Genomic DNA, 23466 nt, shown 5'->3' on the forward strand with positions numbered 1-23466 from the left:
ATACCACATACTTTTTGCCGCTCGAGCCCCGGAATACGAAAGAGCCCCCTCTCGAATTCGAGAAGGGGCTCTGAAAATCCTAAAAATTAGGAGTTACGACGGCGACGTGAAGCCGCTACCGCGATCGCGCCGAGAGCAAGGATGCCAACGCCAGCTACAGCAACCTGAGTTGAGCTAAAGCCGGTGTAAGCAAGTGCACCGCGTGATGAAGTTGCAGGTGCCTGAGCCGCACTGTTTGAGGTGTGGCCCTGAACTGAGTAACCGGTGCTTGAGCCGTTACCGGTGTTACCGCCATCAGTGACAACCATGGAGGTTGCAGGTGAGGTGGTCTCTGCCACGGGTGCCTCAGGAGTTTCTTCAACAGAGGTCACAGTCGCGGGAGTCTCTGAGGGCGCAGGGGTCTGTGCCGGAGTCTCAACTGAAGTCTCTGAAGGAGTCTCAGAAGGCTTGGGGCTCTCAACTGCGGTTACAGTTGCGGGAGTCTCTGAAGGGGTTGCCGAAGGAGTATCGGAGGGTTCAGGAGTTTCTACCGGGGTCTCAGAAGGAGTCTCTGAGGGCGCAGGGGTCTGTGCCGGAGTCTCAACTGAAGTCTCTGAAGGAGTCTCAGAAGGCTTGGGGCTCTCAACTGCGGTTACAGTTGCGGGAGTCTCTGAAGGGGTTGCCGAAGGAGTATCGGAGGGTTCAGGAGTTTCTACCGGGGTCTCAGAAGGAGTCTCTGAGGGCGCAGGAGTTTCCAAAGGAGTAGGAGGCTCTACCGGAGTCTCAGAAGGAGTAGGAGTTTCTACCGGGGTCTCTGAAGGCACAGGAGTTTCTGAAGGGGTAGGCGGAGTCACTGAGGAATCAGTAGGAGACTCTGAAGGCACGGGAGGAAGAGCCTCGCCGTCGCCGGTGCCACTACCCTGGTAGGTCTTCACAGCTGCAGTGCCGCCGGTGATGCCTTCAAGTGAAGTCAGTGACCAGTCGTTGAGCGCCTCCGCGACACCCGCATTAGGGGTTGAGTCGATTTCAACGTGTACCAGCTGACCCGCGGGAACGTTACCCAGGTTTACAACTAGCTGACCGGTGGTGCAGTCGGTTGATACGGGTGAGAAAGGCTGCCATGACTTGGGGTAGCCGTTTTCCTGTGAACCGATGCGAATGTTCAGGGTATCGCACTTGAGGGCAACATTTTCGGGAGTATCGGTGAGAACAGCGTTGTTCTTTTCACCGGGAACTTCAATAGCCCACTTTGCAGAACCGGTAGCGGTGTTCCAGCCGTACTTTTCGGACTGAGTCTTTGCACCAACAACGGTGCCTGCACTGGGGGTGATCGCGGTTGCCTGACCGGTCCAGTTGAGAATGATGGGCTGACCGGGGGTTGCTGCCTGTGAAACACGTGCCTGAAGAGTCAGGGTGCCGTGAATGTTAACAGGGTGGGTAGCAACAAAATCTGAAAGGGTGACAACGATTTGACCGTTTGCAACGTTTGCTACAGCAACGACGTCGCCGGTTTCGTTGTAAAGGTTGAAGGTGGTTGCCATGGGGATCAGCTCGGCAGGCAAATCGAGGGTGAAGGTATCGCCAGGCTGTGAGTTATCGGGTACATGCCAGGTTGCGTCCAAGGTAAGGACGTCGCCAACCTTAATGTTCTGACCCTGAACGTTCACGTTCAGTACGGCGTTGGTGATTTCTTCTGCTCCAGCGGGCATTCCTACGAATGCTACGCCACCGAGTGCTGTGGTTGCTGCAATGAGGGCAGCTGTCTGCTTACGCATGTCTCTCCTTGTTGTATGTTCGCGGTGCGAATTCGGATTAACATCGGGGCATGTAGATCCTTGAATCTAACCGTCAGCGTTTTCTTCCAGGTGTTACTGACGATGAAATTTTCCCTTTTAATCCGCGACAGGTTGTCATCGCGTGATGTGGGGGATATATGCGGGGGACATTTTGAGCTTTCTTCCCAAAACTCAAACAGCACATTTAAAAGAATACATTTATATCTACCGCAAAATAAAGAAAACCACAGAAGTGTTTATTGGATTGTTTAAAAATGCGATTTATTACTAAAAATCCGCGAGATAACAAGGATTTTTGAGGGTTTTTTAGGGGACATTTGTAGACCTGTTGGCAATTCTTGTCCCCTTTCGCCACCTATAATTTAAATCAGCAACCTCTCCAAAAACCAATATTTCATACTCTTTTTCCTCCACTAGTTACGCACCGGTAAATATATTTCTAGACCACCTACAGCGACCAAACACTTCAATGGGACTTTATTTTTCATACTCGACGATAAAGGTGGCTTTCGTGCCATTTTTTAAAAAACTAATGCCTCACTAGGTCATATATCTCATGTATGGCATTCCACTCACGCAAGCACAGCTAGTCACCTCTACCCTGTAAACTAGAATCAAGCGTTCTCTACCCATAAGAGCACTTTTTCTATCCATGTTTTCTATCCACGCAAGCTGAAGGACGTTCATGGCACGGCGCTCATCTAAAAACGTTGTTGACAATTACCCCGAGGACATCGTTGAGAACATCGTTGATATCGACGTTTCAACCGAGATGGAATCCAGCTTCCTGGAGTACTCCTACTCGGTGATTTACTCGCGCGCACTGCCCGATGCCCGCGACGGCCTCAAACCCGTGCAGCGTCGCATCCTATATATGATGCAGCAGATGGGTTTGCGCCCCGATAAAGGCCATGTGAAATCTGCTCGCGTGGTGGGCGAGGTCATGGGTAAACTGCACCCGCACGGTGATGCCGCTATTTACGATGCGATGGTGCGCCTGGCGCAGCCCTTTGCGATGCGTCTGCCTCTCGTCGATGGTCATGGCAACTTTGGTTCGTTGGATGACGGCCCGGCGGCATCGCGCTACACCGAAGCTCGCATGGATTCCGCAGCTCTTGCGCTCACCAACAACTTGGACGAGAACGTCGTAGATTTTGTGCCCAACTACGACAACCAGTTCATGCAGCCCGCTGTTCTGCCCGCCGCGTTCCCTAATCTTTTGGTCAACGGTGCAACCGGTATTGCGGTTGGTATGGCTACTAATATGGCACCGCATAACCTGCGCGAGGTTATTGCTGGCACGCGTCATTTGCTGGAAAATCCCGAGGCAACTCTGCCTGAGATTATGAAGTTTATTCCCGGCCCTGATTTACCGTCGGGCGGCGTCATTGTGGGCACCAAGGGTATTAAGGATGCGTATGCCTCCGGACGCGGTATTTTCAAGACGCGCGCGAAGGTCAGCATTGAACAAGTGACCGCTCGCAAGCGTGGCATTGTGGTGACCGAATTGCCGTACATGGTTGGCCCTGAAAAGGTCATCGAGAAGATTAAAGACGGCGTTAATAATAAGAAGCTCGTGGGTATCTCTGATGTTCAGGATTTCACGGATCGCAAGCACGGGTTGCGCCTTGTTATTGAGGTAAAGAACGGTTTTGATCCCCACGCGGTGCTGGCTTCTTTGTATAAGTACACTCCGCTTGAAGATTCTTTCGGCATCAATAATGTGGCGCTGGTCGATGGTCAGCCGCAGACACTTGGCTTGCTGGATTTGTTGCGCGTCTACGCGAACCACCGCATTGAGGTAGTGCGTCGCCGTACTGAGCACCGTCTGGGCAAGCGCAAAGATCGCCTGCACCTGGTGAAAGGCTTGCTGGTGGCTATCGTCGATATCGACGAGGTTATTCAGATTATTCGCACTTCTGATGAAACTGCACAGGCTCGCGAGCGCCTGATGCAGATTTATGATCTGACCGAGGTACAGGCTAACCATATTCTTGAGTTGCGTTTGCGTCAGCTCACCAAGTATTCGCGCATTGAGCTTGAGGCTGAGCGTGATGAGCTGCAGGCTGATATTGCTGAGCTCGAGTCAATTCTTGCTTCAGAAACTAAGCTACGTGATCTGGTGTCTTCTGAGTTGCAGGACGTCGCTGATCTCTACGGTACGGATCGTCGCACCAAGATCACGAATAAGGACGATTTGGCTGAGGTTGCTGCGGCTGCCGGTGCTGAGCCTTCTAAGAAGAAGGGCTTGGGGCTGGCGCTTGAAATCGCTGACGATCCGAGCTGGGTTCTGCTGTCTACTTCAGGTTTGATTGGTCGTACCGTCGCGTCCAAGGGTGAGCTGACTCCGTTGAAGGAACCGGGCAAGCGCATTAAGCACGATGCGCTGGTGTCTGCTGTTGCAACGACGGCGCGCGGTGAGATTGGTGCCGTGACATCTGCCGGTCGCATGATTCGTGTCAACGTTATGGATTTGGCTCAGCTTGAAGATTCAGCGGGCACGCCCCTGCTCTCTTCCGGCGTAAAGGCTGCCGAGGTTGTTTCGCTGGCTAAGGGTGAGACTCTGATTGGCTTAGCACCCATCAATAAGGTTCTGGCACTGGCGACTGAGCGCGGTGTAGTAAAGCGCGTCAACCCCGAGTACCCGCTCAACCGTGATGATTGGGAAGTGATTAAGCTGAAGAAGGGCGACCGTGTGATCGGTGTTGCCGTGGCTGACGCTGGCGATGAGAACCTGACATTCGTGACTGAGCAGGCAAAACTGCTGACTTTCGATGCGTCTAAGGTTCGTCCGCAAGGACGCGCTGGTGGCGGCATGGCTGGTATTAAGGTTGCCGATGATGACAGGGTGATTGCCTTTGGTGTGACGGCTCCCGGTACTGACGCTCAGGTGGTCACAATTACCGATTCGAGTAGTGATTTTGATCCTTCGGCTAAGGTCACCGAGTTGTCTGAGTTCCCCGCGAAGGGACGCGCGACAGCTGGCGTGCGCGCCCATCGTTTTGTCACTGGCGAAAGCAAGTTAGAGCTTGCCTGGGTTGGTGTGGGTCCTGCCAAGGCAGTCTCTCCTGCCGGTGTTTCGCGTAAGCTGCCCAGTGAGTTCGGCGCACGCGATGGTTCCGGTGTTCCCCTGACTCAGGCTGTTGCGGCGATCGGTCCTGCCTATGCGGTCACTGAACCGCGCGTAGCCCCGGCTGCTGCGGCGGCGGCTTCATCAACCGTTGAGGACGCGGCGGGTCCCGCATCCGGCTCGGCTGAGGTTGAGACGCCCGTTGCTCTTGAACCCAGCGAGGACGCTCTCTTCTAATTTCGGTTCGTGAAGAACCGGGGACACACAGTGGATGTGCCCCGGTTCTTTTATTTAAATCGCGCCAAGGTGGTGCACTCGTAATCGCCAATAGGAATGAAACCGAGTGATGTGTAGAAGTCGATGACGTGCTGGTTGGCGGAGAAAGCATCGGTGGTGAGGTATGTTTGGCGTATTTTAGCGTTTTCGATAACTACGAGGAGTCGGCGCATCAACTCGCTGGCGATGCCTTGACGTTGATGGCTAGGCAGTACGAGTAGGTCTTGAATATAGGCAATCGTCAGTCCGTCGCTCACAACGCGCACCATCCCTACCAGTTGAGTTCCGTCGAGAGCAGCACATACATACCAACTGTTAGCCACCATGGGTGCAAGGTTTTCTGGTCTCTGAGTATAGGCAGTCCACCCCACGGCGTCGTAGAGAGAAAGCAACTTTTCACAATCTAGCTCCTGGACGACACTATACGTAATAGCCATGCGGTCTCCTTGAAGTGCTGCTTTGATGAGTATTCACAAGATACTACGGCTCGCTGGTTTCGAAGCACTGCTTTCTATGGGGTGCGCGCAGAAGTTTTCAATGTTGCTACGGCGTGTTCAGGATTTGGCGTAGAAACCGCGGTTCTAGCGCCATCGCGTGTTTCGATAACCACGTTGGGACCACCCGTTAGATAGCCGGTGGTGTTATTACCCATGATGCGTAACCCTGCACCGGTGCCAAGACGGGTGGGTTTGCCCACCCACGCGTCCTGAATATCTTCACGATTAATGGTTGTGGAGAAGATCCCGAAAGTTTTTACTGCGACATGATCCTCGGTAATGGTTAGTCTCGTGGTGGCGGCAAGGATGGAGAAGCACATCAGCAGAATCAGACCGGGCACTATCAGAGATAGCAAAACGCCGCCGTCATCGGCACCAGGAAATAAACGAACTAAAACCGCGATGCCAATTTGCATGATGACAATGCCGCCCATCAGAAACTGAAAAGGTCGAGCTAGTCTTGCGGTGGAGCTAAAAATCGGGGTACTCACCGGTTCTCCTACGATTGGTTCCATTTCATAGTGATTATATGGAATGCGTCACAAAAAGCCTAGGGGTATCATTCGTTGCCTTTGCTAGTGCGTCATCTATGTCTTCTTTTGAACTGACCGGGTGAAACTTCACTCAGCGACATACGAATTCACCTAGACTTGTAGTGTGTCTGCGCACGCCGGCATGTAGAGGTTTCTGAAGGGATTTTGTGTCTTCTTTGAATTATTCGCAGTTCATTTGGTCTGCTGCCGATATTTTGCGCGGTACCTATAAGCAGCATCAGTATGGTGAAGTGATTTTGCCGCTGACGGTGCTCTTCCGTTTGGACGCGACGCTAGCGCCTACTAAGCAGGAAGTTTTGAAAGCTGCTGAAGGCTTTGAGTTGGATGAGATTCCGACTGCAATGTTGCGAGCTAAAGCGGGCCATGAGTACAGCTTTTATAACCTGTCGCACCACACGCTGAGCACAATGCTGGGTGACCCGGATACCCTCGAGCAGAATCTGCGAAGTTATATCAACCGTTTCTCTGAGAACGTGCGCGATATTTTTGAGAAGTATAAGTTCGAAGACACGATTGCTGACCTCGCCTCGCAGAATCTGCTCTTTCAGGTAATGCAGCACTTCAATAAGGTGAATTTGCACCCTGATAACGTCAGCAACGAGCAGATGGGCAATATCTTTGAGGAGCTGATCCGTAAGTTTGCGGAGGCTTCTAATGAGACTGCCGGTGAGCACTTTACGCCGCGTGAGGTGATTGAGCTAATGGTGAGTCTGCTACTAGCTGATGACGAAGATTTGAACACCAAGCATATTGTGCGTGAGGTTTATGATCCGACGGCGGGCACCGGCGGCATGCTCTCTGTGGCTGATGAGAAGATCAAGAACCTGAACCCTACGATTGATGTAAACCTGCTGGGTCAAGAACTGAACCCCGAGTCGTATGCGATTTGTAAGGCTGACATGGTGGTGAAGGGGCAGGATGTTGAGAATATTGCTCTGGGCAATACCCTAACTAACCCGGCTTTTGAGAACCGCACTTTCCACTATGGTTTGAGCAATCCACCCTTTGGGGTTGATTGGAAGGGAGCCAAAGCGGTTGTCGAAGCTGAACACAAGAACCAGGGCTTCAACGGGCGATTTGGTGCGGGTCTACCCCGTGTTTCAGACGGCTCGCTACTCTTTTTGCAGCACTTGATTTCTAAGTTGCGTGAGCCCGGTGTTTCTCATGACGGTGTGGCTCAGGTGGGTGGCCGTGGCGCTATTGTTCTCAATGGTTCTCCCCTGTTTACCGGTGGTGCGGGTTCGGGTGAGTCCAATATTCGTAAGTGGGTACTGGACAACGATTATCTTGAGGCAATCATTGGTTTGCCGACTGACATGTTCTATAACACCGGCATTTCAACCTATGTGTGGGTGTTGAACAAGCAGAAGAAGTCGGAGCGCCGTGGCAAAGTTCAGTTGATTGATGCGACTGAGATGTTTGAGAAGATGCGCAAGTCGGTGGGTTCTAAGCGTAAACGTTTGAGCGCTGAGCATATTGCTGAGATTGTGCGTCTGTTTGAGGCATTTGATGAGGCGGATGATAAGCGGTCGAAAGTGTTTAAGCGTGAGGATTTTTTGTATCGCACGATTACTGTGGAGCGCCCGTTGCGTTTGACCTGGGGTTTTACGGCTGAGCGTGTTGAGCGGCTCTTGACTTCTAAGGAGTTTGGCAAGCTGAAGCTCTCTGATGAGCAAGTTGCGGCTGTTCGTGCTGGTTTAGATGCTTTGGTTGAAGCTAAGGCTGGTGTGCTGTCTACTTCTGCGGCTGAGCCTAAGGCTGATTTGTTGAAGGTTTTTGCGGACGCCGGTGTTGCGGTGAAGCCTGTAGCTTTGACCAAGTTGGTGGATGAGTTGGCTGAGCGTGATGAGTCTGCACCGGTTGTCGAGAAGAATAAGAAGCCGGTGGCTGACGCTACGTTGCGTGATACCGAGAATGTTCCGTGGGACGCGGATATTCATGAGTATATGGAGCGCGAGGTGAAGCCGTTTGTGCCGGATGCTTGGGTGGATGAGTCCAAGACCAAGGAGGGTGCAGAAATTCCTTTCACCCGTCATTTTTATGAGTATGTGCCGCCCCGCCCGCTAGAGGAGATTGACCGCGACCTGAACGAAGTACTGGGCCGCATCAAGAAGAGGCTGGAAGAGGGGATGGGGTAATGAGCGCGCCATTAGTAAAACTAAAGTATCTAGCTGATTTCAATCCTCCTGTTCCCGATTCTGTGAAGTTTTCGAAGGAAAAATTTCCTATCTATCCGATGGACAAAATTATTTCCTTCGGAGTTCTCAATAAAGATGTGGAGTTTAGAAATGCATCTGAGCTCACCACTGGATATACCTATCTTGAACCTACAGATGTTGCGTATGCGAAGGTAACTCCATGCTTCGAAAATGGTAAGGGAATTTTAGGTTCTTCACTCGATGGCCCCAGTTTCGCAACTACGGAGCTGACCGTTCTTCGACCTAAGCCAGGCGTAGATCAAAGATACTTGTCCTATCTGCTACGAACACCCGAATTTATGCAACCCGCTATTTCTTCGATGACTGGTGCAGGAGGTTTGAAGAGAGTTTCAGAGGAATATGTCAAGAACCTCAGGTTCCCTCTCCCAGAACTCAATGAGCAGGTTCGTATTGCGGACGAGTTGGATCGTGAGTTGGCGGAGATTGATGAGTTTATTGATGACCAGACCCGCTTGCTTGAGCTGACAACTGAAAAATTTAACGCCGAACTACGAAATTTGACCTATCCCCCCGGCGTTGAAACTGTACCGTTGAAACGTTTTGCTGATATTACGCTGGGCAAGATGATTACTCCTGCTGATAGGGGTGGGATGAAGCTTGCACCTTATATCCGGGCAGCTAATGTTCAACCGGGTGGAGTATTAACTTATGAAACAGATAAGAAAGAGATGTGGTTCTCGTCTTCTGAGCTGTCATATCTAGAACTTCGCAAGGATGATGTCTTGGTAGTTGAGGGTGGCGCTGGTTTTGGCCGGAGTGCTGTGCTCGAAGAGGACTTACCGGGCTGGGGTTTTCAGAACTCGATTAACAGAGTACGGGTGCGCCCAGGTCTAGCAGACCCGCATTTTATAGATTTCTGCATCAGATCGCAGTTGCTGTTTGGCGACCTCAATAATCTGACGAATCAGTCAACGATTCCCCACTTAACGACAGAAAAGCTCGAGATAACTAGAATCCCGTTACTCGAGGCCAGTCAACAAAAAAATATTTCGGATTTCATCCTTAATTCCAATCAATTATGGCAGAGCATCAAAATTGAAATTGATAAATCCATATTCCTTTTGAAAGAATTAAAATTTAACATGCAAATTTCAAGATTCCATGATTTATTAAATTGAAGTAATAATATTTAATAACAAAATAAAAAACAACAGACAAAGAGAAGAAATGACTGATATAATAACAGGAACCATATCTGGGTTAATAAGTTCTATAATTATGCTTTTCATAGATAAGCAGACAATTATTGGACTATTCAAAGATTCAAAAAATATAGAAAAAATTCAGAAAAGCGGCGTCCAACCAGCACCCTATTCTTATTTTCAATCCTCATATTCCTACTCCTCAAAAATTGAAATAACCAAAAAAAGTTCTTACACCAGCCCCACATCGAACGACGACGCACTTGCATATGTATTCCTACTACTCTTTCCCATAATTGCATTCATCGTTCTTTATGTCTCCTTCATTGGTAGCATAATAACCATCTTGTACTGGATTATCGGCACATCCATTTTCCTTACACTGTTTACCATAATAAGGTATATGAGGACCAAGAAAAATTTCTCAAATTACAGTATGGGATTTACATTTTTTTCGTTTATAATATCTGCAGTTTTGCCGGTTTTTTCTTTAGTTTATTTCTTAGCAGAATTCAAGTCCGTCAGCAAGAATGGCGTAACCATCCTCGACATCTCTAAAGAAGTAAACGAAAATACCGAATGGAATTTTACATCCTTTTCAGTAACTCTAAACACCTTTGTTGATAAATTTAATTTCCTAAGGGATAACTATATAGAATTTACCCCCATCTTCACCATCACCTTAGTTAGCATGCTGTTTGCCATTTTGCCAGTACCGATAGCTGCTCGTAATATACGTTCAATCAATTCCCTAATTTCAGCAAGTTTAAAATTAAATCCTAGCCAAAAAACTATCGACAATGCCGCTTTAGCCACTCCAAGGATATTTTGGATTGACACCCTGATAACGTCTATATCTATTGCAACCTCCTACCTTTTAATCTCCGGATTTGCGGAAAAGTTTTTTAATATCATAATAAATTGGGCAACTAACTAGATTATTTTCAATAATTAATATATGAATATATATCGAAATTTTTAAATATGGCGATATAGTTTTTTATTTGCCACATTTGCAAGATTTTCGGAAAATATATAAATTACTATCAGTAGTATAAGGAATATAAATCACATTATTCAAAACGCTCGCCCTTACTCGCGCTATATTTACGAGTACCCAAAAATAGGTGGAACCTTAGGCATAAATAACCAACTCGCCCCGTTATATCCTTAAGACAAAAATGGCCGGGATGTCGTCACGGTAGACGGGAATGGCTCACAAGCCACCGCCAATAGAAGTACGCTCTAAAGTCAATATAAAGCATGCATGAAATCACTAATCACCGTTTACTATTGTGCCACACCCCGTATGACTAAGATTCGAATACGGTGGCTTGGATTCTTTCACTGCATGGATCTAAACCGATTAGCGCCATAGCCGTCGATGACGAAAGACCCGCAACCGTTATATTACAGACCACCCATTTATATGAGCAGTACCAGAAGAGCGACCGTATTACATTGGCTTTGGAAATCGGTGACGTTCTACCCTTTGAGGATAGCTGTAGATCGATGAGGTAAGTTTTTGCCTTGCGCAAACTCACTACTACTTGCGGCAGATTACTGTGATGGTGATTCATTGCCCCAAGGAAGAACTCTAAGCTTGCTAACTACAGCATCAATGCAACCGTATGCACTCTATAAGGGATTGAGCCACCCTGTTGTTCTTCTGCTTCAAGGCTCTTCGAGTTTGTCGAACCACGACGGAGTTAGTTGGGTTAGAGTCGGTGAGATTTCTACAGCCTCGGGTCAAACGAGCAATACCGAGGGCTTAGTTTGCATCCAAAATTCACGAATCGTACGAGATATTCGAATATCATTAACTCAATCAATTAATTTTCTTGACAGGAGCCGCATCCAACGCCTTAATAAGGCTTGCTGAGTCCAAGATTAGTCCTTGCATTCCCAGCATGTGTCGGCTGAGATAGTTATTGAGGCTTATTCAAAAGTATGCACACACCTCACACCCACCAACTAGACAACGGCCCCACCATAGCGGCAACCTTGAGGATAAATAACCACAAATATTCTCAAACCGCACCAGGAAGAACCGTTGCACCACCAGCGTACAACCGGCCTTACCGCCACGCAATTTGCCACTCTACTGACAGCCCTGACCAACCAACTCATCTGGGGTAAACCAGGAGGAAGACCACCAGCCCTCACTCCAGCTCAGGCACTCAAAACCACTCTGCTCTACCACCGACACAATCTCACCGAAGAGCTACTTGCTGAAATCTTCACCGTCTCGCAACCTACCATCTCACGGACCATCAACACTATCGAAAAGGCGCTTGCAAAGGTCTTCAAACCTCTAGAACAGCCTTTGAAAATGAGCCTGGATGTACCAGGTTCTTTGGTTGTCGATGGAACTCTTGTACCCACCTGGAACTGGCGTTCAGTAGGAAAAACAAATTTTTCGGGCAAACATAAACGAACCGGTTTCAACCACCAAGTTATCTGCACCCTCGATGGCAGGCTCCTAGTCATCACTGACCCGCTACCCGGGGCAAGGCATGATGCTCATGCTTTCACAGCTCACGGGCTAGATCAGCTACTGGATTCCTCGACTCTGGCCGATAAGGGCTATATAGGCCTGGGGTTAGCAACCCCGACCAGGCGTAAGCCTGGTGTGAAAGTGCCTCAGGGTGTCAAGGATAATAATCGCATTATCAATAGATTACGGGCTGTGGTGGAGCGGGTTATCGCTCAAGTGAAGACCTGGCGGGTTCTTTATTCGGGGTTTAGGCGGCCGTTGAGTTTGTATCGGCGGGTGTTTTCTTCTGGTGCGGGGTTTGGTGTTTTATGCGGCTGGGAGGACTTTTGAATAAGCCTCATTACCTTCATCGCGGATTCTAGGGTCACGAGCGCGGCAAAATTTAGGTCGAAGCCTTTCTGGCAATGATTGAGACAGCTCATCCCAGAGATTTTGGGCTGTTTCTTCATACGGGTTGGTCATGAGAGGTCGCTTCCGGATTGTTTCCAGAACATCTTGTTGCGATTGTGGCTTGCGCGTTTCAGCGGCGTCTAGTTCTCTCTCTATTTTCTTTGATAAGGAGGAAGTATCTGGTAGCAGGGGTATTGTTATTCGTTGGACACTTGCGATAGCTTCTTTTCCAATTGCCAAAGAAATGCTACCTTCATCTTCAAATTGGTTGATATAGCGGTATATTCCCTCTGGCGTTAGGCCAAGTTCCGGAAGGGTCATATCACCCAAAATGCTCTTGGGCTCCTGGTTAACACCCGGAGTAACGATGCTGGTTTGATGTAAATTTACACGGTAAAGATAGTACTGTGTTTCCACTTGTCTTTGAGTATCTAGCTGTCGAAGCATATTCTCAATGGCTGCTTCGTAAGTACCAATGTGAAGTGCCTTGGATTTTTGTTTTGCTACCCAATTCTCGACGGCGTTAGGGTTACCGCTTTTTCTCATACCCTCTTTAGCCACAGTGCTCAGGCCAGCTTCTGGATCAAAATTTGGGTTAGGCCATACGGAGTGTGTTGTTGTGTGGTACCAATTCAGTTTTAAAACAGTCTGATCATCTGAGACAAGGTCCGAAAAGTCCCAGTCATAGACAGCACTTTCTGGGTTGTCCGATGTAATTCCACATTGGGGGCAACCCTCTTTACCCTGTTTCCAGCGTTCAATCCAGGTATGCTTAAATGTAGCCCTGTGTCCGCAACATCTGCATCGGAGTACCCGAGGCTTCGAGAAGTCAATTGGTCGTTCAATACCCATACACCAGATTATGCCAGCATTGTTTAAGGATGAAGCCAAGGTACACCGCTAGTTGTACATCACTCATGATTTCTGCTGAGAATTCACAGGCCAAAGATATTGCACATAAGTCAGATACAGATTCCTTAGTTGCCCCACAATTTTTAGTGGGTCAATTCAATGCTCACCCTCAATGCCCTACTAACGGCCGCAAATATCTCGCCCCGCGACGTCCTGGCCATTCGGCATACCTTCGTCGAACTCCACGACGACGGTAACCCCGGTCTGTCTCCGCACTCCACCGATGAAGACATTCTGAACTACACTGCAGGCCAGTCCTCAGACGCCCAGAAGTTTCCGCGCAACCTGCTCCGCTTCTGGGCAGTCTTCATCAAAAACTAAGGCAGAGCAGCCCGCTTTCATGCGATCTACCAAAGCCACGCCGTCCTCATCGATAATGGAGCCCTGCGCCACTTCAGCCTACACCCACCGAACTACTCGCCGACTACAAAAACCGGCTCGTCATTGACTGGGCAGCGCCCAACCGCTGGAATATCTCAGGTGAAAAGGCCTCAGAATACCGCATACTGGAAATCACTAAACAACAGCAACCAGCCTTCCAAGGCCTCTTCAACAGGGCTTTGCCCGCTGGCTTAGTTACTTTGTTTCGTTCGGGTGCCGGGTAAAAACCTGAGTTAGATACACCCGCTTTTGCTTCTCATCAACGCAAAACCAAATCCTCTCTGCTTGCTCATGCAATCGGTCGTTCCAAAGCTAGGCCATCTTCATCCACAACATACTCACCAGCTGCATAACCAGCAGCAACAGCCTCTGCTGTGTCTCGCCAAGCATTGATAGTGCCAACAATGAGGTTTGGCTGTCCAAGAGAAAAAACGGCCCGTGCATCGTTAATAATCTCATGCGCACAGCTCACCTGGTATTCTTCGGTCAATGCCAGCATCCACGAAAAATGACGGGTCATCTCAGCTACAAGCTCAGAATCATGAGCAGTAAACGTTGAAACCGCAACGATCTGCGCGGCGACGCCCAGCAAAGTTTGCTGTCGGTTCAGTTCTTCCTCAGTCATCAGAACCAAATTTTCACCATCTCGGCGGGTAATGCGCACAGGCTCATTAGTAGCCGCAGCAAAAACTTTCGACGCAGAACGGCTAAGGTCAGATGATGCGAATTGTGTTGAAAGAACAGTCATAACCTAATAGCAGTTCTGAATATATTCAGAAGTAAAGATGTTTTGGTCTACACCCCATCATTCCAAATCTCGTCTTCCCACAATACATAGACCTGTTTCAGGACATTTTCCCCGTTCTCACCATTAAACCGGGCTTCGCAAACTTACATTCTCTTTCTAGGTCTCACTAGACTTGACTGTAAGACCCATAGCCCATACCCCCGCAGGAGCTTCTCTTATGTCCCGTAGCCACCTTGAACGTCCCCTCCAGCAGGACATTTGCGTCTACCTTGTCGAACACGGGTGGCAACACTCCCCCAACGACGCCAGTTACGACCGTGCCCGTTCGCTCTACCCAGAAGATATCTTCACTTGGCTAGAAACTATAGACCCCGCCAACTACCGCTCACTCGTTACCCCAGACGCATCCGCGTCCACCCAAGCGGCTGCCAAAGAGCGTCTGCTCAACCGCATTGCCAGCAGACTCGACACTGAAGAAGGCAACGGTGGCGGCACCCTCAACCTGCTCCGCAAAGGTTTCAGCATTCCCGGTGCACGACGCACCTTCCCCATGCTCGCCTACCCACCCCAAGACAACCGCAACCCAGACCTCACAGCCCTCTATCAGAGCAACATTCTGCGCGTCGTCGAAGAAGTCCACTTTGACACCAAAGACCACAAACTACGCCTAGACCTCGTACTCTTTCTCAACGGCATACCCGTAGCCACCGTTGAACTCAAAAGCGAATACTCCCAGACGCTACAAGACGCAATCCGCCAATACCGCAACGAACGCAACCCCAAAACCTCGCCGCTACTACGGGAACACCGCGGTGCTCTCGTCCACTTTGCAATGACGCAAGACGAAATCGCCATGACCACCAAACTCGGCGGCAAAAGTACTGTTTTCCTCCCCTTCAACAAAGGCGCCAACGGTAGTGCAGGCAACCCGGTCATCGAAGGCAAACTAGCCACCAGCTACTTCTGGGAAGAAATCCTAAACCCTGACACCTTCATCACTATTCTCACCAAATTCATCTACACCAACCACCAAAAGAGCGTTGACCCGCTCACCGGCAAAACCAAACACATAGCGCAGGTACGTTTTCCGCGCTACCACCAGTGGCGCGCCGTCACCAAACTTGTAGAAGCAGCAAGAACAGAGGGCGCTGGGAACAAGTACCTTATTCAGCATTCAGCGGGCTCCGGTAAAACTGACTCCATTGCCTGGACTGCCCACTGCCTCTCCAACCTTCATACTCCCGCTGGCGAACGCGTTTTTGATTCCGTGATTGTTATTGCAGACCGCCAGGTGCTTGATAAGCAGTTGCAGGACGCGATTGAGCAGCTGGTTGATACCGCTGGGGTGTTCCAGCCCATTACCCGCGGGGCAAACGATTCTAAAGCGGCTCAGCTGGTAGAGGCACTGGCAACGGGTGTACCTATTATTGGTGTGACGCTGCAGACCTTCCCCTACGCGTTAGAGAAAATGACCAAAGAGGGCGGTGTGCTTGCCGGTAAGAATTTTGCGATTATTGCTGATGAGGCACACTCCTCTCAATCTGGTAAGGCAACGGATTCTATTAAGGCAATGTTGTCTTCTGACGTTGATGCAAACATCGAAGACGGTGATTCTGACGCTGATCAAGAAGCCTTGGTGCGTATGGCCCAGCGCGTCGTCGGCGCCGGTAACCATGTGAGCTTCTTTGCTTTCACCGCAACGCCTAAAGAAAAGACGCTACAGATATTCGGGCGACGCCCTGAAGCCGGTGGCGCGCCGCAACCTTTCGACCTTTACCCCATGAAGCAAGCCATCGAAGAGGGCTTCATTCTCGATGTGCTGAAGAACTACACCACCTATGAACTCGCCGCTAAAATTGCTGAGCGCAACCAAGATTCCGGTGAAGAAACCGAAATCGACGTTCGTAAAGGTACCCGCGCTTTCATTGATTTCGTGGAGCTGCACCCCACCAACGTGGCTTCTAAAGTCGGTGTTATCCTTGAGCACTTCGACGGCAAGGTCAAGCACGAGCTCGGCGGTAAGGCAAAAGCTATGGTAGTCACCAGCTCACGTGCAGCCGCCGTGCGCTACCAGCGTGCCTTCGAAAAAGCCATTGCAGAGCGCCAACTACCGCTGAAAACACTGGTGGCTTTCTCGGGGGAAGTACCCGACCCAGACGTCACGGCACTACCGGGTGCCGACGTCCCCACCGTCACCGAAGCGTCCATGAACCCCGGTATCAGAGGCCAAAACCTTGCAGATGCGTTTGCCCAAGATGGACAGCACCTCTTGATTGTCGCCAATAAGTACCAAACCGGTTTTGACCAGCCGCTACTTGTTGCTATGTACGTCGATAAAAAGCTCTCTGGTATCACCGCGGTGCAGACTCTCTCGCGTCTTAACCGACGTGCAGAAGGCAAAGAGAACACCTATGTTCTAGACTTCGTCAACGACCCCCAGACTATTCTGGATGCCTTCAGTACCTACTACGAAGACGCGCACATTGAAACAGAATCAGATCTAGATTTGGTAACCAAACAGGTCGATAAACTCGATGGCTCACGCATCTATAATCATGCCGATGTAGAACAGTTCTGGGAAAAGTGGAGTGCGCCCAACGCGCGACAAGCATCCTACGACTCTCTGCTCAGCATTCCCGTGGAGCGTTTCAAGAACCGCTGGTACGCAGCCCAAGAAGATGATAACGTTGCAGAGATTGAAGCCCTTCTCGAGTTCCGCTCCACCCTGGCGCAGTACGTGAAGTCATACGCGTTCTTCTCTCAAATCTTCAATTTTGGTAATCCCTACTATGAGAAGCTCTCATCATTTGCAGACCTATTGGGTCGCAAACTGCGTAAATTCACCAAAGATGAAGCAAACCCCGAGGTAGTAGATACCGATGACATCGTGCTCACCCACTACCGCCTGAAAAAGCTACAGGACGAAGAAAACCTGGCGCTGGCATCCGCGGAAACCGCAGGTCTGCGCGGCATGACAGAAGCCGGTATGGCAAGCATTCAGGAGCGCGAGCGCAAAGCTAGGTCACTACTTGTTGAGAAGGTCAACGAGTATTTTCACAGTCTGAACCTTTCAGATGAGTACCAAGTGGGTTTCGCAACAACGTTTGTTGCCGAAGCCGCCAAGGACGAGAGACTACGCAATACTGCACAAGCCAACTCTAAGGTTGATTTCGCCTACTCGCGTGCCGCACGCAATGGTCTAGCGACGATGATTTGGAACTATAACTCTGATACCAACGAGCTGCTGGACTTTGTACGGCGCATGCCCGATGACAAGTTCATGGAGTTCATGCTGGATATGGGACTTTACGAACGTCTGCGCGGAGAAACCGGTGATGAGAACCCCGGCGGTCTGACGGTAGTTCAGTAATCCGCACCCGGTTGCCCATTGACCTCAAAAGAACGGAGCAAAATTATGCTTACATTTGGCGATGTCCTTCGTGCAGAAGGTATTGACCCAAGCGAAATCCTAGCTATTCGACATACGTTTGTGGAGCTCCATGCGGATGGGCATGCCGGTTTGAACCGCAACTCTACCAACGCAGAGATTTTAGATTACACCGCCGAACAGTCTTCTCAGGCTCAGCTTTTCCCCCGCAATCCCCCTCGTTATTGGGTTGTGTTTATCAAAGATGGAGGCTCCAACGCTCGCTTGCATACCGTGTATGAGAATCACGGAGTTCTATCAGATGACGGCAACCGACGGCATTTTGATCTTCGCCCGGTGGAATTATTGGCCGAGTATAAAGACAAATTAGTTATTTCTTGGGCTGCGCCTATTAGGTGGCAAGTATCCGGAGCCAGCGTCGTAAAATACCGTATCCAAGAAATTGCCCAACAACGCCAGGTTGCATTCCCCGGGTTTTATAACTGTGTTTTAGATTTTCCGATGTTGCAAGCCGTAGTGAGCGAGCCACGCTATGAGCAATGGCGCACTGCACTGAGCGCTATCAGGGCTATTTACCTGATTGCCGATACTCGCGACGGGAAACTTTACGTAGGCAAAGCTGATGGAGGTGAAGGTCTGTTGCAACGTTGGGCGTCCTATGCTCCCACAGGTCACGGTGGAAACGTCGAGCTGCGACGCCGAAACCCTGCCACTTTCAGGTTTTCAATCTTGCAGGTTTTTGACCCCACAACCCCGCAATATCTCATCAATGAGGCTGAGACTCACTACAAAGCAGGCACTTCTGACACAGAAGTTCGGGCTGAACAGAAACTGATATTTCTGTGATCGGTAAGCTTCCCGGCAGTGCCCACAACTTTCCGTGGATTTGCGCTGTAAAACGCCGAAACTACAGCTTAAATCCAGGGAAAGTGGGAGGGCTACAGTTTTATCACCGCGTCGCATCGGGCGATGTCCTCGGCACGGTGAGAGACCACCACAACCGCCGGCGCGGTTTCGTCCCGATGAGATGCGCCCCGCGTACCCGCAGAAACCTCGTCCATGAGCGCCGTGGCGGACGGAGCATCCAAGTGAGCGGTCGGCTCATCCAACAGAAGTAGGGGCGAGCGCACTAGCAGAGTCCGGGCAATCGCAAGACGCTGACGTTGCCCGCCTGACAGGTAGCCACCGCTGGCACCCACCTGCGTCGCCAAACCCTCAGGCAAGGACGCGACGAACTCCCCCAAACCGACGCGGGTGAGGGCGCGCCTCATCTCGGCTTCGGTAGGTGCTTCATCTTTTGAACGCGCTAGGGCCAGGTTGCCGGCAATCGTTGACTCAAAGATGTGCGCTTCTTGCGGGCACCATGCCGCGTATCCACGTAGATCTGCAGAAAAAGCGGGGGTGCCGTTGATGCGAATAGCACCGGATTCCACCGGCAAAAATCCTAGAAGCGTGGCAAGAGCCGTCGTCTTGCCGGCACCGGATTCACCCGTAATGCCCAACCACTGTCCTGATTGCACGCGTCCGCTGACGTTCTCGAATACAGGCTGGTGCATCCCCTGCCAGCGGGTAGAAATCTGATCAATCTCAAGGTCCACCGGGCCGGATGCGGGAAGCTCTGCTGTCGCGGGAGATTCCAGCAGCTCGGAGGCAGAGTACGTTGCTCCGGTTGCTTTCAGCGCCGCAACGGTGGTGGCGAACCCACGCCATCCGCGGGCAGCCTCAACGTGCGCATTAGAAACTTCTATCATGGCGGTACACATCAAAATCACGATGGCAGCAATGGGTGTACGCAGCTCACCGGCGCGAACAGGCTCCCAGACCAGCGCGGTCACAGCCACCGCGCTGCCCCACCAGATGGCAGTGTTCAGGGCCGCGCCAAGTCCGGATGCTAAAGCGCCGCGTCCGGCAAGAGTGCTGGCACGTGCGTCTAACTCCGCTTGCGTTTTTACTGCGGTAGAGCTCAGCGCATTAGCCTTGAGATCGGTAGCAGCCAGGATGGCAGATACTCCGAAACGCAGCATCCGGGCTGTTGTCTGGCGTTCAGCTGATTCAGCGCGAGCATCAGCCGTCACCACTACCCACGGAACAAGCAAGGTAGAGCACACCGCAGCCACTGCGACAACCCACCATACGCCAGGTGTCAGCACCGCCGTAGTTGTTACTGCCAGAACCATGACAACCACCTGAGTTGCAACAGGCAACAGGACGCGCGGGGCGGCATCGCGTAGTTCGTCGGCATCTGTAATCAGCGAGTCGATGACCTTTTCACCGCGTAACAGCGAACGAGCGCTCAGGGCTACGGTGCTCAGTGCCCGCCAGGTTTTAGAGCGGACATTTACCGAGGCATCGAGCACCAGCCTGTGTGTTACCAAGCGTTCAAGGTAACGCCAGGTAGCGCGTCCTATGCCAAAGAAGCGCACACCCACTACGGCAAGGGTTAGGTACATCATCGCTGGCTGCTCGGCAGCGCGCACGATTAGCCAACCCGACAGCGCGGTCAAGGCGATACCAAAAATTGCAGTCAGAACAGAGAGGAGCACCGAAAGAGCAGCTCTGCCGGTGTGAAGTTCTGCCAGCGATAAAAAGTCGCGCAGGCTCTGTCGCATAGAGAACCGCTGCGCGCTGTCGGGAGACGGACTTTTATCCGCTTTTATCGGTGTCTGCTCAGCTACCGAGTTTTTCCTATCCGCCAGCATGAACGCTGGCTCTTCTGCACGGTTACGTACTCCCTGATTTTCAGTGAACATCCACTGGGCGGAGCTCACAGCGTTCAAACACCCATCGGCTCGTTGGGCCAGGTTTTCATCGTGAGTAACCATTATCAGGCACACCTGTGGCTGTGCGAGATGGCTCAAGGCGGCATCCATCAGCAGGGCTGCTTCAGCATCGAGATGGGCGGTGGGCTCGTCCACTAAAACCGTTGCAGGTTGTCCGCCCGCGGCATTCAGCCGGGCTAGAGCACGCGCGATAGCTAGACGTCGCTGTTGGCCCATGCTCAATGATTCGGGGGCAAGATGCGCCACATCGGTTAGCCCCACCGCGTCCAAAAACTGTGTAAAGGGTCGGTAATCAAGGTCGGCGTCATCCAACAAAGCATCAGCACCAGCACCTCCATAGAGAGCGACCTCGCCGATAGCGGTGGATGCGACAAAGCGCGGATTCTGAGGAACCCATACAATCTCCCCGACGCCGGTAATAGTTCCAGTCACCTGGACGGGGTGATGAGACCCTGTCGAAACCAAGCCGTCTGGGAGTAGTCCTGCAATCGCAGCGAGAATAGTTGATTTACCGCATCCTGACTCGCCGGTGACGGAAAGGGTAGAACCGCGTGACACTTTAAAGTTGACCGGCCCAATGGATGCTGAACGTCCCGGATACCTCACAGTGAGATCAGAAATTGTCAGCGCAGAACCCGGGGCACCGGAAATTTTCTGTTTATCAGCCTCAGAGGACGCTACGGGCAACGGTGCATCAATAATTTCTTGAGCGCTCCTCAGCGCCGCAATGCCGTCTTCGCTTTGATGGTAAGCCGAACCAACATCCCGCAGTGGTTGATAGCATTCCGGTGCCAGCAACAAAATCATCAGCGCGACGTCGAGTCCCATCTCACCGCGCACCAGACGCAAACCGATAAAAACTGCGACAATCGCCACTGAAATAGTGGTAATCAGTTCCAGCGCCAGCGATGACATAAAAGCGCTACGCAACGTCTGCATGGTTTTATCGCGATACCGAACGCCAAGGTCAGTCAGTGCCTTGCGCTGAGCCTCTGCCCTACCCAAACCGATGAGAACAGGTAGTCCCTTTGCCAGCTCAACAATATGGTCAGACAGCCGGTGTAAATCCCGTTGGGCATCGGCGGTGTCACGCTTGGTGGTTTTACCGATAAGCACCATAAACAGCGGAATCAGCGGAAGGGTGAGTGCAATAATCAGCGCTGAAAGGCGGTCGTACACCAGCACCACTAGCCAGACCGTCACAGGAATAACCGCCGTAGACACCACAGCAGTCAGCGTCTTGGTGTAGTAGCTATCCAGCGCACCTAGCCCCCTAGCGAGCAGCACGCCGGTTGCACCGGCACCAGCCGGTGTGTCGCGTCCGCCGGTGATCAGGATGCGTTCTAACAGTTGTGAGCGCAAGGTAGCTTTCGCGCCGACCGCCGCCCGCGCGGCGAACGCGGTAGTGGCCCAGTCGACGAGCGCTCGCATCAACACCGCCACTATACCGATAGCAAGCAAGATCCCGGGGGTTGTCAGGTTCTCAGCACCGGGTACGATCCCGGAGATCTGAGCCTGACCGAACCCCGCGAACTCTGCTTGTTGCCGCTCGTACTCAGTGGCGTACGTGGTGCCTTCAAAAAAGTGCGAGTAGGTAAACCGCGCCAGGTGAGCAACAGCCGTGCCGAGTGCTCCAGCGAATATCACGGTCGCAGCAACTTTTACACAGGCGATGACGCCCAAAATTGGCAGATTGCGACGTGCAGCTGGCCCTAGCGGCGGGCGGTTGCTCACGGCGACTCCTTGAACTGAGATGTTGAGCGGATGTTTGATTAGCGCGCGTTAGGTAATGTTGCCAGGTCAGCCGCGTCGTGCGCTTCGGGAATGCTATGCACGCTCAGACGCTTGCGGAAGACCCAGTAGGTCCAGCTCTGATAAATCAACAGAACCGGGATGCCGAAGCACGCAACGACGCTCATCAGACCCAGGGTGTAGGGTGAGCTGGACGCGTTAGCGACAGTCAGGTTGTTGGCCGCATCAAGCGTTGAGGGCAGCACGTTCGGGAACAGTGCTAAAAAGATGCTCAGCATGCCGAAGATGATGAACACCATCATGGATGCGAATGTCTTGCCTTCGCGGGCTGCTCGAGCAAACACCCAGGCAACTACGACTGCGACAACCGAGATAACGCTAGCCACCAGCGAGAGCACGGACGCACTTGTTATCTGCATGTAGATAATGGCAACGAGCAAGGGCAGAACACCAACAGGCAACAGACGCACCAGCGCCTTGCGAGCGCGCACGCGAATTTCACCGTCAGTTTTTAGCGCCACGAATGCCAGTGCATGAACGATTGCAAAACCTACGAACGCTAAACCACCGATGATGGCAGGAAGCGAAAGCCAGGAGAAGGCACCACCCACGCGGTCGCCGTTTGCGTTCAGCGGCAGGCCAGTGGCTGTAATCGCCAAGGCAGCGCCAATGAAAAAGGCAATCAAGAACGAGCCAATATTCATGGCAAGCGTCCACCCTTTGACCCAGCGCTCAGTATTTTTCTTGCCGCGGTATTCAATGGCAACAGCACGAAAGATCAGTGCTAACAAGGTGAACACCAAAGGCAGGTAGATGCCGGAGAACAGTCCCGCGTACCACATCGGGAATGCTGCAAACATTGACGCGCCGGCAGTCACCAGCCAGACTTCATTACCGTCCCAGACCGGGCCGATGGTGTTGAGCAGAAGCCTGCGCTCTTTTTCGTTACGCGCAAAGAGGCCACTCATGAGCATACCGACGCCTAAGTCAAAGCCGTCGAGAGCAATGTAGCCAATCCAGAAGAAACCAACCACCACAAACCAGACGGTGGGTAAGGTCGGTGCAGAACCAAAAAATTCCATGTC

15 protein-coding genes are annotated in these 23466 nt (G+C 51.4%); 8 read left to right on the forward strand and 7 right to left on the reverse strand.

What is annotated here, in order from left to right; genetic code table 11:
- Window positions 1–86: 86 nt before the first annotated feature.
- Window positions 87–1754: an Ig-like domain-containing protein gene (locus tag HF984_RS07265; RefSeq protein WP_168615017.1), complete on the reverse strand. Its 1668-nt coding sequence runs from the start codon at window positions 1752–1754 to the stop codon at window positions 87–89.
- 706 nt (window positions 1755–2460) lie between these two features.
- Between HF984_RS07265 and HF984_RS07270 the strand changes: the two genes are divergently transcribed.
- A complete protein-coding gene (locus HF984_RS07270) occupies window positions 2461–5082 on the forward strand; it encodes a DNA gyrase/topoisomerase IV subunit A (protein ID WP_168615018.1) in 2622 nt (873 codons plus the stop codon).
- 50 nt (window positions 5083–5132) lie between these two features.
- On the opposite strand, the gene HF984_RS07275 is transcribed toward HF984_RS07270, so the two are convergent.
- The gene (locus HF984_RS07275) at window positions 5133–5558 is read right to left on the reverse strand and encodes a GNAT family N-acetyltransferase (protein ID WP_168615019.1); all 426 of its coding nucleotides are present in this window, start codon (window positions 5556–5558) and stop codon (window positions 5133–5135) included.
- A 74-nt stretch (window positions 5559–5632) separates the two neighbouring features.
- Complete coding sequence (locus HF984_RS07280; RefSeq protein ID WP_168615020.1) at window positions 5633–6109, reverse strand: YdbT family protein; 477 nt, start codon at window positions 6107–6109, stop codon at window positions 5633–5635.
- A gap of 209 nt (window positions 6110–6318) precedes the next feature.
- Here HF984_RS07280 and HF984_RS07285 point away from each other — a divergent pair, with 209 nt between their 5' ends.
- The 4 genes from HF984_RS07285 to HF984_RS07300 all read left to right on the forward strand — a co-directional run bounded on the left by HF984_RS07285 (window position 6319) and on the right by HF984_RS07300 (window position 12360).
- Window positions 6319–8310, forward strand: a complete 1992-nt coding sequence (locus tag HF984_RS07285) for an N-6 DNA methylase (protein ID WP_168615021.1) — start codon at window positions 6319–6321, stop codon at window positions 8308–8310.
- A complete protein-coding gene (locus tag HF984_RS07290; RefSeq protein WP_168615022.1) occupies window positions 8310–9509 on the forward strand; it encodes a restriction endonuclease subunit S in 1200 nt (399 codons plus the stop codon). Before HF984_RS07285 ends, HF984_RS07290 begins: the two co-directional genes overlap by 1 nt.
- A gap of 49 nt (window positions 9510–9558) precedes the next feature.
- Complete coding sequence (locus HF984_RS07295; RefSeq protein WP_168615023.1) at window positions 9559–10470, forward strand: hypothetical protein; 912 nt, start codon at window positions 9559–9561, stop codon at window positions 10468–10470.
- A 1116-nt stretch (window positions 10471–11586) separates the two neighbouring features.
- Window positions 11587–12360, forward strand: coding sequence for a transposase family protein (locus HF984_RS07300; RefSeq protein WP_168615024.1), 774 nt, complete (start codon window positions 11587–11589; stop codon window positions 12358–12360).
- Here the strand turns inward: HF984_RS07300 and HF984_RS07305 are convergent.
- The gene (locus HF984_RS07305) at window positions 12337–12981 is read right to left on the reverse strand and encodes a hypothetical protein (RefSeq protein WP_168615025.1); all 645 of its coding nucleotides are present in this window, start codon (window positions 12979–12981) and stop codon (window positions 12337–12339) included. The two genes, HF984_RS07300 and HF984_RS07305, sit on opposite strands and share 24 nt — an antisense overlap.
- 450 nt (window positions 12982–13431) lie before the next feature.
- Here HF984_RS07305 and HF984_RS07310 point away from each other — a divergent pair, with 450 nt between their 5' ends.
- Entirely contained in the window at window positions 13432–13653 is a 222-nt protein-coding gene (locus HF984_RS07310; protein ID WP_168615026.1) for a hypothetical protein, read from the forward strand.
- A 349-nt stretch (window positions 13654–14002) separates the two neighbouring features.
- Here the strand turns inward: HF984_RS07310 and HF984_RS07315 are convergent, their stop codons facing one another.
- Window positions 14003–14461 (reverse strand): prevent-host-death protein, encoded by a 459-nt coding sequence (locus tag HF984_RS07315; protein ID WP_210729634.1) that lies wholly within the window; start codon window positions 14459–14461, stop codon window positions 14003–14005.
- Between the two features lie 217 nt (window positions 14462–14678).
- Between HF984_RS07315 and HF984_RS07320 the strand changes: the two genes are divergently transcribed.
- The gene (locus tag HF984_RS07320; protein ID WP_168615027.1) at window positions 14679–17831 is read left to right on the forward strand and encodes a type I restriction endonuclease subunit R; all 3153 of its coding nucleotides are present in this window, start codon (window positions 14679–14681) and stop codon (window positions 17829–17831) included.
- A gap of 45 nt (window positions 17832–17876) precedes the next feature.
- Window positions 17877–18695: a GIY-YIG nuclease family protein gene (locus HF984_RS07325; RefSeq protein ID WP_210729635.1), complete on the forward strand. Its 819-nt coding sequence runs from the start codon at window positions 17877–17879 to the stop codon at window positions 18693–18695.
- A 92-nt stretch (window positions 18696–18787) separates the two neighbouring features.
- On the opposite strand, the gene cydC is transcribed toward HF984_RS07325, so the two are convergent.
- Both cydC and cydB read right to left on the reverse strand, forming a co-directional pair.
- A complete protein-coding gene (gene cydC, locus HF984_RS07330; RefSeq protein WP_343947445.1) occupies window positions 18788–22363 on the reverse strand; it encodes a thiol reductant ABC exporter subunit CydC in 3576 nt (1191 codons plus the stop codon).
- Between the two features lie 38 nt (window positions 22364–22401).
- On the reverse strand, window positions 22402–23463 hold the full coding sequence (gene cydB / locus HF984_RS07335) for a cytochrome d ubiquinol oxidase subunit II (RefSeq protein ID WP_168615028.1): 1062 nt from the start codon (window positions 23461–23463) through the stop codon (window positions 22402–22404).
- Window positions 23464–23466 lie beyond the last annotated feature (3 nt).

The organism is Rothia terrae (genome assembly GCF_012396615.1).
GTDB lineage: Bacteria > Actinomycetota > Actinomycetes > Actinomycetales > Micrococcaceae > Rothia > Rothia terrae.